12 protein-coding genes are annotated in these 12,437 nt (G+C 29.4%); 11 read left to right on the forward strand and 1 reads right to left on the reverse strand.

The genetic code is table 11. The annotated features are described in order from the left end of the window. The first annotated feature begins 3 nt into the window (after nucleotides 1-3). Nucleotides 4-945 (forward strand): DUF3137 domain-containing protein, encoded by a 942-nt coding sequence (locus HUE88_RS08550; protein WP_194368295.1) that lies wholly within the window; start codon nucleotides 4-6, stop codon nucleotides 943-945. Next, nucleotides 942-1,724, forward strand: a complete 783-nt coding sequence (locus HUE88_RS08555; RefSeq protein WP_194368296.1) for an EI24 domain-containing protein — start codon at nucleotides 942-944, stop codon at nucleotides 1,722-1,724. Before HUE88_RS08550 ends, HUE88_RS08555 begins: the two co-directional genes overlap by 4 nt. Before the next feature lie 55 nt (nucleotides 1,725-1,779). On the opposite strand, the gene HUE88_RS08560 is transcribed toward HUE88_RS08555, so the two are convergent. Then, a complete protein-coding gene (locus HUE88_RS08560; RefSeq protein ID WP_194368297.1) occupies nucleotides 1,780-2,748 on the reverse strand; it encodes an integron integrase in 969 nt (322 codons plus the stop codon). Between the two features lie 338 nt (nucleotides 2,749-3,086). Here HUE88_RS08560 and HUE88_RS08565 point away from each other — a divergent pair, with 338 nt between their 5' ends. From HUE88_RS08565 to HUE88_RS08605, 9 genes are all read left to right on the forward strand, one after another. Then, complete coding sequence (locus tag HUE88_RS08565; protein WP_194368298.1) at nucleotides 3,087-5,975, forward strand: Eco57I restriction-modification methylase domain-containing protein; 2,889 nt, start codon at nucleotides 3,087-3,089, stop codon at nucleotides 5,973-5,975. Continuing rightward, nucleotides 5,965-7,164, forward strand: coding sequence for a Shedu immune nuclease family protein (locus HUE88_RS08570; protein ID WP_194368299.1), 1,200 nt, complete (start codon nucleotides 5,965-5,967; stop codon nucleotides 7,162-7,164). Before HUE88_RS08565 ends, HUE88_RS08570 begins: the two co-directional genes overlap by 11 nt. After that, nucleotides 7,157-8,173 (forward strand): virulence RhuM family protein, encoded by a 1,017-nt coding sequence (gene rhuM, locus HUE88_RS08575; RefSeq protein ID WP_194368300.1) that lies wholly within the window; start codon nucleotides 7,157-7,159, stop codon nucleotides 8,171-8,173. The genes HUE88_RS08570 and rhuM overlap by 8 nt, the downstream gene beginning before the upstream one ends. An 82-nt stretch (nucleotides 8,174-8,255) precedes the next feature. Then, nucleotides 8,256-8,906, forward strand: coding sequence for a hypothetical protein (locus HUE88_RS08580; protein WP_194368301.1), 651 nt, complete (start codon nucleotides 8,256-8,258; stop codon nucleotides 8,904-8,906). A 114-nt stretch (nucleotides 8,907-9,020) separates the two neighbouring features. Continuing rightward, nucleotides 9,021-10,304, forward strand: a complete 1,284-nt coding sequence (locus HUE88_RS08585; RefSeq protein WP_194368302.1) for an AAA family ATPase — start codon at nucleotides 9,021-9,023, stop codon at nucleotides 10,302-10,304. Then, complete coding sequence (locus HUE88_RS08590) at nucleotides 10,304-11,185, forward strand: hypothetical protein (protein WP_194368303.1); 882 nt, start codon at nucleotides 10,304-10,306, stop codon at nucleotides 11,183-11,185. The genes HUE88_RS08585 and HUE88_RS08590 overlap by 1 nt, the downstream gene beginning before the upstream one ends. Nucleotides 11,186-11,268: 83 nt before the next feature. Beyond that, the gene (locus HUE88_RS08595) at nucleotides 11,269-11,748 is read left to right on the forward strand and encodes an N-acetyltransferase (RefSeq protein WP_194368304.1); all 480 of its coding nucleotides are present in this window, start codon (nucleotides 11,269-11,271) and stop codon (nucleotides 11,746-11,748) included. Between the two features lie 113 nt (nucleotides 11,749-11,861). Beyond that, nucleotides 11,862-12,098 (forward strand): DUF6953 family protein, encoded by a 237-nt coding sequence (locus HUE88_RS08600; RefSeq protein WP_194368305.1) that lies wholly within the window; start codon nucleotides 11,862-11,864, stop codon nucleotides 12,096-12,098. A gap of 30 nt (nucleotides 12,099-12,128) precedes the next feature. Beyond that, the gene (locus HUE88_RS08605; protein WP_194368306.1) at nucleotides 12,129-12,404 is read left to right on the forward strand and encodes a hypothetical protein; all 276 of its coding nucleotides are present in this window, start codon (nucleotides 12,129-12,131) and stop codon (nucleotides 12,402-12,404) included. Nucleotides 12,405-12,437: the final 33 nt, after the last annotated feature.

Consider the following 12,437-nt stretch of genomic DNA (forward strand, 5'->3'; position numbering starts at 1 on the left):
TAGATGAAAAGTGTAAGTGAATTAACGGACTTTTATTATAAAAATCTTTTTCCAACACTTCAAAAGCTTGAAGATGATAGAAAAAAACTTAGATATAAAATCATTATAGTTGGAGTTATATATACTATTATTTCTGCTATTTTAGCCAGTTTTTTTATTAACAATATAGATATAATTATTTTTATATATATTGCTTTGGGTGTTATTATATACAAATTTCTTGTCAAAGATTATACTCACGAATTTAAAATGAGTATTATAAAACCGCTTATTCACGCTATAGATAACACTCTTCTTTACTCCTCCACAACTCATGTTTCAGAATATATTTTCAACCGTTCTAAGCTTTTCTCTGAGCCTGAGAGAATGAGTGGAAATGACTTTGTTAAAGGAAAGGTTAATGATATAAATATTGAGTTTTCAGATATTCTTGCTGAGAAAAGAAATCGAAACTCAAAGGGAAAAGATAGCTGGAGCACAATATTTAAAGGTCTGTTTATAGTTGCGGAGTTTAACAAACACTTTGCCGGTGAGACGGTAATTTTGCCTGATTCTGCACAGAGTACTTTTGGGGAACTTATAGGAAGCTGGCTACAATCAAACAACATGACTAGAGACGAACTCGTCAAGATGGATGACCCTGAGTTTGAAAAAGAGTTTGTGGTATATTCTACCAATCAAATAGAAGCTAGATATATACTCTCCCATTCGCTTATGAAAAAACTGCTTGCTTTTAAGCACAAATCTAAGCACCCTCTACATGTATCGTTTATAGGTTCTCATATTCATATGGCAGTTGAATATAATAAAGACCTGTTTGAACCTGCTATATTCAGTTCTCTGCTGGATTACAAAGTTGCAATGGAGTATGTCCAAACGCTCCATCTTGCGATAGGAATTGTACAAGAGTTAAAATTAAACCAAAAATTATGGAGCAAAAGATGAGTGAACAAAACCTACTTATACAAAGTACAAAAGATTTTTTTACACCCAAGATGCTCAAGTATGCGATACTACCTTTTATTGTTACACTAGTTGTAATGTATATTCTCTTTTTTGTCATAGCGGGGATAGGTGTAGACCAACTAGGCACATTAAACGTTCAAAGCACTCAAACAACTATACAAAATGGCATTCCCCATACCGAGAGTATATCTACTCAGTTAGAGGGGAGTGCAATAATTAAGTTTTTGATGAGTTCTGCCATAACCTCATGGATAGCGACTTTTTTTGTCTACGCGATTGGAGGTTTTTTAACTCTATATGCTTCTATATTTGTAGCAGTTATTATAATTGGTTTTTTAACTCCGCTGGTTATGAGAGAGCTTCAAAAAAGACACTACAGCGATGTAGAGATGATCGGTCATTCAAATATTTTTACTACTCTTTTTTTAGCTATAAAATGGACACTAACAATGCTGCTTATGTTTATACTGCTTATCCCATTTTACTTTATACCGTTGGTAAACATAGTAGCTTTAAACCTTCCGTTATACTACTTCTTCCACAAAATGATTACATTTGACATATCATCCAACTTGTGTACAAAAGAGGAAGATAAACAAATAAAATACTTTAGTAAAAATAGCTTGAGAATGAAGACTTTAGCACTTTACGTTGTCTCACTAATACCGTTTGCCATATTTTTTGGAGCAGTGTTTTATGTGATTTACTTGGGACATACTTACTTTTTAGAGGTTAGGAAGTTGAGAGAGCAAGAGTAGCTCTATCATGTGAGCTCTATACTCTCTTATCGTGTGCAATTATACTTTTTTATAGTTAGAAATCTAAAGGGCTGATGACTTTACCCTTGTTCATCTCAGAGACTACATGAGTGTATACCATCGTAGTTTCAACGCTTTTATGGCCTAAGAGTTCTTGTATGCTTCGTAAATCAATTCCGGCTTGCAGTAGATGTGTAGCGTAAGAATGCCTAAAAATATGTGAAGTTACTCGCTTAAAAATATTTGCTTTTTGAGAAGCTACCTTAATATTTCTTCCCAATGTTTTAGGATGGATATGATGTCGTCTAAGCGTTTCGCTCCTCGGATCTTTTGAAACGTTTGTCATAGGAAATAAAAATTGCCATTTAGTTTCACTTTTTGACTGTGGATATTTTTTCTCTAAAGCGTAAGGCATAAAAACAGTTCCATAACCATCAGCTAAGTCTTTCTTATGAATTTCACAAACAGTTTCGATTTGTGAAAGTAGCCTCTGTTTTAATTTTAATGGCAAAGGAACAGTTCTATCTTTAAGTGATTTACTGTCCCAAATATATACTTTATCAAAGCCTATATCTATATCTTTAATTCTTAGACTTAAAACTTCACTCATGCGAAGCCCACAACCATACATTAGAGAAACGACAAGATTGTATATACCACCAATATTTTCAACCACTTTCAATACCTCTTCTTTCGTCAAAACAACAGGAATATGCTTTCTCTCTTGTGCTCTCAATGCTTGGATGTTTTCATGGCTTAAATCAACACCCAAAACTTCTTTATACAAAAATAAAATAGCAGAAAATGCCTGATTTTGAGTTGTTGGAGAGACTTTTTTTTCAACTGCCAAAGAAGTAAGAAATTGCTCTATTTCTAACTTTCCCATTTCAATTGGATGCTTTTTATTATGAAAAAATATATAATGTTTTATCCAATGAACATAAGTTCTCTCAGTAGAAATACTGTAATGTTTAAACCTGATTTTATCACGGACAATATCTAATAATTTTTTCTTAATCTCCATAATTAATACCTCTCGCTTAAGGGACATCATGTCCTTTTAATGGGTTATATGACAAATAACGGAACACTTTGTCCAAATAACGGATAATTTCGTGCTAAGTGGACACTCTTTTCATTAAGGATAATAATATAAAAGATAAAAAGATATCAAAAATATGACAGTTTGTCATATAATTACTTGAATTTATATTTTGAAGAGGACATTTTTCATGTTCCTTTAATAATTACTATTCAGTGTCTTTGTGTTATAGTGTTCCTTGAATAAATAGTTGTGTGTACAAATAAACTTTAAATCTAGTTTTGGATAAAATAACAAGATAAATAAACAGAGGTTATTAAATGTTCCAAAAATCATTACTTAAAAATTTTATAAAATCTTTTAATACTCCAAATTATAATGATATTATCAATCTAATTACAAAAGATAAATTTATTGCAGAAGATGCAAATGGTGCTGAATTTATATCATTATTATCAAAAATGCTAAATTGGACTAACTGTACAAGAGAAGTTAAAAACCTTACAGATATGAAAAAAGCTGATGCTGTAATTTACGATAAGAACAACGACCCCATAGCGATAATTGAGCTTAAATCAAGTGATAAGAAAATATCAAATCGCGATATTATCGCTCAAGCTTTCAGATATAAAAATGAAAAGCCAACTTGTAAATATGTGATAGTTTCAAACTTTGTAAGCTTAGATATTTACAGTGAGAGCAGTGATGTATGTTTTAGTTTAGACATGACTTCCTCACAAAGCTATACAATTCTTTATGCCCTACTTTGTCAATCTTCACTAGAAACAAACGAAATAGCAAGACTCAAAAAATATTCAAAGTCACAAGAAGAGATAACAAAAGAAGTCTATAAAGAGTATAGTAGTTTTAGACTAAAACTTTTAAATAATCTTATAGAAAACAACAAAGAATTATCACGTGAAAGTATATTTGAATGTGCAAATAAACTACTTGACAGATTTATGTTTATATTATTTGCCGAAGATAGAGGGCTGATACCTCCAAATAGTATAGATGCTATTATAAACAAATATAAAAATGATAAAAAATGGGGCGATAATAAGCCACTATATGAGTATTATAAAAGATATTTTCATTATATAGATATTGGAAATTATGATATAAATATCCCTAAATATAATGGTAATCTATTTAAACCGGACGAGCGATTAGAAAATCTAATCATTGATGACCACATAATCAAAGAAGACTTATCAGCACTTAGTGCTAAAGACTTTAGTGATGATGTTGATGTAGAGGTTTTAGGGCATATTTTTGAGCAGTCTTTAAATGACTTGGAGAAGATAAAAGAGTCACTTTTTGAAGAACATAAAATCGTTGATACTAGAAAAAAAGATGGTGTTTTTTATACTCCTAAATTTATTACTGAATATATCATTAACAATACAGTGGCAAAACTTTGTAATGACAAAAAAGAGGTTTTAAAACTTTTTGATGAAGTAAAAGATACAACAAAAGCAAAAGAGAAAAGAAGAGATACTTTACACCTGTACAGAGAATATTTAGAAAGTTTAAAGATAGTTGACCCGGCATGTGGAAGTGGAGCTTTTTTAACTGCTTGTTTTAGATTTTTATTAGATGAGCATAAATGGATACAAAATGAACTTTTCAAATATGAAGCTGGACTTTTTGATTATCACGACATAGACAAGCAAATCATAGAAAATAATCTTTTTGGTGTAGATATAAATAACGCTAGTGTTGGAATAGCTAAACTTAGCCTTTGGCTTCAAACCGCTAAAAGAGATAGACCACTTTCTAATCTTATGAACAATATTAAAAGTGCAAATTCACTTACAACAGATTGGAACGAGTTATTTCCTGATATTATGGCAAATGGTGGATTTGATTGTGTTATTGGTAATCCTCCGTATTTTAATATTCAAACATTGGGAGCGAAATCAGAAGTAGCAAAAGAGATACAAAAAACCTATCCACATATTTGGCAAGATAAAAGCGACATACTTTTTTATTTTATAGCTAAAGCCATTGAAATAACAAAAAGTAAAGTTGGATTTATAACGTCAAACGCTTTTTTACATTCTGCTAAAGCTGTAAAATTACGAAATTATATTTTAGAAAATGCACCAATTTCAAAAATTGTAAATTTTGAAAAATATATGGTTTTTGAAGATGCTTCCATCACTTCTGCTATTATTGAATTTAATAAAAATAAAAAAGATAGTGAATGTTTAGCATATAATTTTAAAGATAAAGATTATGATGTAAATGATATCAATAATACAATTTCTGATATAAAAAACTATTTTGAGGTAACTTTAAAAAAAGATGATGTTTTTGCCTTGGTAGATAAAAAGATAAGTGCCATGAATGATAAAATAGATAGTATACATCCAAAATTAGACACTTTGTTTAAAATTGGTAAAGGCATGGAAACAGCGGCTGATAAAGTTTTTTTGTTTAAAGAATATCCCAGCCAATTTCCAAAAGAATTTATAAAGCCTAGAGTAACAGGTAAAAATATAGAAAGATACAGTATTAGCAATAATGAAACATATATTTTATATTTTGAAGATATTGAAAATTTTGAAGATTTGCCTAATTCAATACAAAATCATTTAATTGAAAATAAAGATTTTTTAAAAAATAGAGCTCAAATAAAACGAAGTAAACATTCTAAATGGTGGAGATTTACGTTTCCTATTCATAAAGAACTCTATCATCATAATAAAATATTTTGTAGCAGAAGAGCATTTGAAAATACATTTGTGATAGATTGTAATAATGAATATTTAGCATTTTCAAATATGACAACTATTTTTGATACAAATGATAATTTTGATTTAAAATATTTATTAGCTCTTTTAAACTCTAAAGTTTTAAATTTTAGATATAAAAGTATTGGCAAGCAAACAGGTGGTGGAAGTTTTGAATATTTTCCCAATGGAGTTGGAAAACTACCAATTCCAGATATATCAAAAGAAGAACAAGAACCATTTATAAACTTAGTAAATACCATCATAGAATCAAAAGAAAAAATAACAAAATATAAAAAACACTTTGATAGTTTAAATGCTGTTGATAAAATAGAGATACAAGAAGAGATAGAGAAGTTAGAAACCTTGGTTTTAAATAGTGTTAATGAGATTGATAGTTTGGTTTATGAGCTTTATGGGTTGAGTGGTGATGAAATTGGAATAATAGAGGATAATATAAATGTCAAGTGATGATAAAGAATACTATTATTATAGTAAATTAGAAGAAAACACATTAAGTGTAAGTCCACAAATCCCATCCAAAGATATAGTTGATGGAAAAGAAATAGAAAACCCTGTGAGAGCTGTTTCTATGAAGTTTGGAGATAGCGCTGACCATAAAATTCATAAAAAAATTGAAACTAAAGATGGTTTAGAAATCCATTTAAAAACTACGGATACTGGACATCAAGAGATAAAAGCTTACTTTTATGAGGATACAAGAAATATCCAAACATTAACAATTCAAAGGTGGATGACCAAAACAGGTAATCCACATAAAGAATATATGGTTCTTTATGGTAAGCAATTAAAGCTGATTTTAGATTTTGTAAACTCATTAAAAGGAATACCCTTAAATGGAAAGAATCGAGTCACACTACCTATTGATTTTGCATTACAACAAGTTGATAAGAGTATTAATATTGATAAAGAAACAGTTATTAACTTTTTAAAAGATAATCCATCATTAATAAAAAGTATTGTTGAAAATGAAATTGATGAAAGTGATATAACATCTTTAGGATATAGAAAAAAACAACTTAAATTATTTAAAGAGATGCTACTAAATAATAATTTAAATGAATCTAATTGGCAACAATTTTTTGAAAAAAATAATTGGATATTTGGATATGGACTTTCTTATATCTTTCATAATGGTTTAGATGAAAAGAAACTAGAACAAGTTGTTAGTGGCTTTGACTTTAATAGTTCAGGAAAACGAGTAGATGCGATACTTAAAACAGCAGGATTGATAAACTCTCTTTGTTTTGTTGAAATAAAAACGCATAAGACAGAATTATTACAAAGTAAACCTTATAGAGCTGGGTGTTGGGCTGTTTCTAATGAGTTAATAGGTGGAGTTACTCAAATTCAAAATACTGTATCTTTAAATTTAAAAAAAATATATGGTAAAACTCAAATAAAAGATAAAGATACTGGTGATTTAACAGGTGAAGAATTTTTTAATTTCCAACCAAAATCATTTTTAATAATAGGTTCTCTATCTCAATTAATAGGTAATAATGCTCCAAATGAGGATAAATTTAGGTCATTTGAATTATTTAGAAAAAATACATTAAATCCTGAGATAATAACATTTGATGAACTTTATGAAAGAGCTAAATTTATTATATATAGTAAAGATTCTAATCATGCTTAAAAACCTAACTATAAGTAACTCAACAGCAGAGTTCCTAATCTACAAATCAGATAATCAAGATGTAAAAGTAGATGTGCTTTTACATGATGAAAATATTTGGCTTACACAAGAACAGATGGCACAGTTGTTTGGTAAAGCAAAATCAACAATAAATGAACATATTAAAAATATTTTTAAAGATGAAGAGCTTATAGAATTTGATGTTATGCAGAAATTCGGAAATTCCGAATTTCAGCAAAAAGCACCAAACTATTATAATCTAGATACAATTATTTCTGTTGGATATAGAGTAAAATCAATCCAAGGTGTAAGATTTAGACAATGGGCTACTAAAAGGCTGCAAGAGTATATCATCAAAGGTTTTACTATGGATGATGAAAGACTTAAAAATCCTGAACAACCATTTGGAAAAGATTATTTTAAAGAGCAATTAGAACGTATAAAAGATATTCGTTCAAGTGAGAGAAGATTTTATCAACAAATTACAGATATTTATTCAGAATGCAGTATTGATTATGACAAAAACTCAAAAGCTACAAAAGATTTTTTTGCCACAGTTCAAAATAAATTGCATTGGGCTATTACAAAACAAACAGCATCTGAAATAATATATTCAAGAGCAAATCATGAAAAAGAAAACATGGGATTAAGCACTTGGAAAAATGCCCCAAGTGGAAGAATAAGAAAAACTGATGTTGTTGTAGCCAAAAATTACCTAGAAGAAAAAGAATTGAAAACATTAAATAGAATTGTAACTATGTATCTTGATTATGCAGAACATCAAGCAGAACGTCAAATACCTATGACCATGAACGATTGGAGTAAAAAACTAAATACTTTTTTAGTGTTCAATGAACATGATATCTTACAAGATGCTGGAAAAGTTACAGCACAAATTGCAAAAGAGTTTGCTATAAGCGAATTTGAAAAATATAAAGTTATACAAAATAAATCATATCAGAGTGATTTTGATATATTGCTTGAACAAATAGACAAAGATACAAGGTAAGCAAAACACACAACAAGTACTAGCAGTGAACGCATAGCGTCACTGAAGATGAACGTTAGCAGTGAAAATAAAGGTATCTAAAATGAGAAATTTTCCTATAGATCAATACGCAGACATTGTAAAAGAAATTAGAGAAAGAATATTATCAGCAGAGATGCTATCTGAAGAAAATAAAAATCTTGTGTTTATTGAATCAACATCATTACAAATTAGAAAAATATTAGAATTAATTGCATACTTATCGGTATTAGTTAATAATGAAAAATTAAATCATAAGAGCAGAAAAGAATATCATGCTGAAAAAATAATTAAAACCCTTACTGAAATGACTACTATTTTTTATCCTTTTCCAAGTCATATATTTCCACCAAGTAATAATAATGAACAACCTGTTCTAATTCCAATTGGTTATAAACATGCCCTTTCTCAAGATGACTTTATTAAAGCATATAGCAATTGTGGTAAAATTTTACATGCACAACATCCATTAAAAAATAAAGTAAATATTGAAGAATATGTAAGAGAAAATAAAAACACATTAAATAAATTAAAAGAGCTATTAGCAAGACATACTATAGGTATAAGACATGATACTAATAAATACACATTCTTACATGTAGAAATAGATTTTACAAATAACAACAACACTCAACCAAGCACCATACGAGAATACAAGACACATATCTTTGATGAAAATCAATTAAAAATGATTTTTAGTGAAAATAATATTTAACTAATAAAATAAATGAACTGCTAACAAAGCTTTGGAGAGAAATAAGTGACCCTAGCGGGTCACTTATTTCTCAAGTCAACCGTTGGCTTACTCATATAAATAATTGGAGAAAAAATGAATTACATTGAAAAAGTAACTATCGAAGGCTTTTGGGGAGAACGAACCTTAATATTTGATTTTAATGATGATGTTAATTTTATTATTGGGATAAATGGATCAGGTAAAACTACAGCTGTCAATATTATTGTTGCAGCATTAACTGCAGATTTTTCTGAATTAGATAGTTTGGAATTTTCCAAAATAGAGATTAAACTCAAGTCTAAAAATAGTAGAAAAAAGCCATCTGTTACAATTACAAAAAACGATGTAAAAGAACAACCTTTTGCGTCTATTGAATATGAAATCAAAGAATCAGCTAGCGATAAACCACACACACTTTCTTTAGATGATTTTGAAGAGCAAATGATGCTTAGGCGTTATCCTAAACATCTTTTAGAGAGAGAACTATATAGACGTCATGGAAGTAATATAGCTTCTATTTTAAATAAACTAGTTAATGTTAGCTGGCTCTCAGTACAAAGAGCTAGTGCATCGCGCAATGAAGATGAAAGATATGAGTCTACAGTTGATCGCAAACTTAAAGAACTATCTAACCGCCTTGTAAGATATTTCTCATCCTTAAATAAGGATGGTTCCGAACTAGTTGAAAATTTTCAAAAGACAGTATTTTTGTCTATGTTGTACAGAAAAAACAACAAGCCACTTTTTGCTGAAGTAAAAGGCATTAAGCTTGAAGAAGAAAAAAGAGCGCTCGAAGGTATTTTTAGTCAATTTAAAGTTCCATCAAAAGATTTTCAAAGTAAGTTAGATAATCATTTCAATGCACTTAAAACAGCTAAAAATAAACTTTTAGGATTAGAAGAAAATAAAGAAGGTTTATCTACACAAGATATTTCTGTTTTAATGTCTACCGAACGAATTGACTATATTGTTGATGAGTGGAATAGACTTTTAGAAGAAAGAAAAGCTATTTTAGAACCAAAAGACACCTTCCTTTCCATTATTAATGAAATGATGCAAAGAAAGGAATTTTCTATTAACTCACAAAATGAGCTTCAAGTGACCACCCAATCTGGTAAAAATTTACCAATTCATCGACTTTCTTCTGGAGAAAAACAGTTAATCATTGTATTAGGGGAAGCTTTACTTCAAGAAAAAAGAACTTGGGTTTATATTGCAGATGAGCCTGAATTATCTTTACATGTACGTTGGCAAGAAAATTTGGTTGAAAATCTTCGAGCAATCAATCCAAACTCACAAATAATATTTGCAACACACTCCCCTGATGTCGTTAGTATTTTTGACAATAAAGTATTTGATATGGAGAATATGTTCTAATGTCATTTACAAGAACCAGATCCGGATTATCAAATTTACACCTTTTTTATGACTCAGATTTAATTGTTTTCACAGAAGGTGGTACTCAAACATTCACTTTGCAAGAAATTGAAGAAGGCAAGCACAATACATACTCAGTTGATATTAAATTCTGGAAAAATATCTTTGACATAAATGGGTTAGAAAAAAAAGTAAGTTTTAGAGCGATTGGCTCAAAAACTGCTTCAAAATCATTTTGTGAAAAAATTGTAAATGGTGAAATTCACAATATTGTTGTTGCAAAAGATCGTGATCTTGATGAATATGTAGATACTATCTATACTTCACCATTTATTCTCTATACCAAAGGGTATAGTTGGGAAAATGATGTATTTATTAAAGATTTAACACACGAGCAGATAGAAAATATGCTTTTAACTGCAGAAACTCCAGAGGAAGTAAACTCCATTATTGATAAAGCATTTAATGACTTTAAAAGAATTGGAAAAAACTTGGCAAAACTAGAAATTATGTTTAGAAAAAATGGTGTCAAGTTTATTTCTAATATGAATGGTGAACGCTTTTTTAATGCTAAAACACATGCCGTGATAAATAAAGAGCAGTTTTTTCAAGTTTTAAAAGAAAAAAAAGTTCTATTAGATAAACCAAGAATGACAACTTTTTCTGGGCCAAATATCTGTCCGTTTATGACCAACTATGGAAAACTTTTAGAAGCCCTTTCTATGACTGTAATAAGTTATATATGTAAACGATTTTGCAATATTAAATCGATACCCAAAGATATTATTATAACTTCCATGATTGAAAGATTTGCAAATAAGATAAAGCGTGTTAGAGATGAATATTATTTCAATTTAGTAACTAACCTGCAAAATGCTTAAGCCAACAAATCAGAGGAGCTAATAAATTACCCTACGGGCAATTTATTAGCTCACTTCAAACGTTATATTAATAAGGAATACTAATGGCACATATGATAGATCCCACAGACGGGTTAATAAGTTTGCAAGATGCATTAAATAAAAAACTAGTTGAATTCACTAATTGTGAGTTATCTCAAGACATTGTTATGCATGTTGATCAGCCAGAAGGAATAGTGCGTTTTAGTTATGCAAAAATTCTAAACGGTGAGATTCAATCTTACACCGTATTTGTTATGGCAGAGCCAATAGATGGGACAGTTTGTTTAAACCTAGGATATGCTGTACCAAAAAAATACCGCAACCAAGGGTTTGCACAAGATATATTGAAAAAAAGTATTATCGAATTAAAAAATGGCTTAGGAAGAAATAATATAAAAGAATTTTACTTAGAAGCAATTATTGGAACAGATAATGAAGTTTCTCAAAAAATTGCATCAAACATAATTTCAAATTCACCAAAGAAATGTAAAGATGCATATTCTGGACAAGATGCATTAGCTTATACGAAACTAATAAAGTAACGATATAACAAGTACTTGGAGAGAAATAAGTAGCCTGCGGCGACTTATTTCTCAAGACAGCCGTTATACTAAAGTTCATCAGAATTTTAATATGAACCAAAAAGGATAAGAATATGGTAGATACAAAAGATGTTGCACAGTTTATGTTTGATAAATTAGAAGAAAGCAATTCATTATATCAATATGATATTGTACACGATATTGAAACCACTTATGGAAATGAGTTTGTGTATCAAAATGAAAATGGAAATATGGCAATAGAAAAAAAAGTTTTAACTGCATTTAATAAGTTTAAAAAAGAAAATAATATTGAGTGGGATAAAAGCGAAAAAGCTTGGTTTCTAAACTAAGATAGTATAACAAATTGTAGGAGTTTCATATTGAGTGAAGATAAAATGTCAAAAGCAGAAGTTATTTCCAAGTCAGTAGAAAAAATATCAGACAGTAAGGGCTTAGTTGCAATAGGAGATGGTATAGGTGGTGGACTATTCATGTTTGGAATGGCATTAATGATGGCAGCAGTATTCTTTGGTTCAAAATGGGATGGTCACTTAAATCCTCAAACAAAATGTTTTGAAATTAAAGAGATTAATGGAAAAACATATCAATTAAATACCTGTACAGGTGAAGCAAAAGAATTAAAGTTCGATAAATAAAATGTATAACAAAATCTTGGAGAGAAATATGAA

The organism is Candidatus Sulfurimonas baltica (assembly GCF_015265455.1).
Classification (GTDB): Bacteria; Campylobacterota; Campylobacteria; order Campylobacterales; family Sulfurimonadaceae; genus Sulfurimonas; species Sulfurimonas baltica.

Excerpts from the sequence above, each read along its gene's own strand:
- HUE88_RS08600 (WP_194368305.1), top strand. The coding sequence starts at position 11,862 with ATGGTAGATACAAAAGATGTTGCACAGTTTATGTTTGATAAATTAGAA.
- HUE88_RS08570 (WP_194368299.1), top strand. The coding sequence starts at position 5,965 with ATGTCAAGTGATGATAAAGAATACTATTATTATAGTAAATTAGAAGAA.
- HUE88_RS08580 (WP_194368301.1), top strand. The coding sequence starts at position 8,256 with ATGAGAAATTTTCCTATAGATCAATACGCAGACATTGTAAAAGAAATT.
- HUE88_RS08595 (WP_194368304.1), top strand. The coding sequence starts at position 11,269 with ATGGCACATATGATAGATCCCACAGACGGGTTAATAAGTTTGCAAGAT.
- HUE88_RS08555 (WP_194368296.1), top strand. The coding sequence starts at position 942 with ATGAGTGAACAAAACCTACTTATACAAAGTACAAAAGATTTTTTTACA.
- HUE88_RS08585 (WP_194368302.1), top strand. The coding sequence starts at position 9,021 with ATGAATTACATTGAAAAAGTAACTATCGAAGGCTTTTGGGGAGAACGA.
- HUE88_RS08590 (WP_194368303.1), top strand. The coding sequence starts at position 10,304 with ATGTCATTTACAAGAACCAGATCCGGATTATCAAATTTACACCTTTTT.
- HUE88_RS08550 (WP_194368295.1), top strand. The coding sequence starts at position 4 with ATGAAAAGTGTAAGTGAATTAACGGACTTTTATTATAAAAATCTTTTT.
- HUE88_RS08560 (WP_194368297.1), bottom strand. The coding sequence starts at position 2,748 with ATGGAGATTAAGAAAAAATTATTAGATATTGTCCGTGATAAAATCAGG.
- HUE88_RS08565 (WP_194368298.1), top strand. The coding sequence starts at position 3,087 with ATGTTCCAAAAATCATTACTTAAAAATTTTATAAAATCTTTTAATACT.
- rhuM (WP_194368300.1), top strand. The coding sequence starts at position 7,157 with ATGCTTAAAAACCTAACTATAAGTAACTCAACAGCAGAGTTCCTAATC.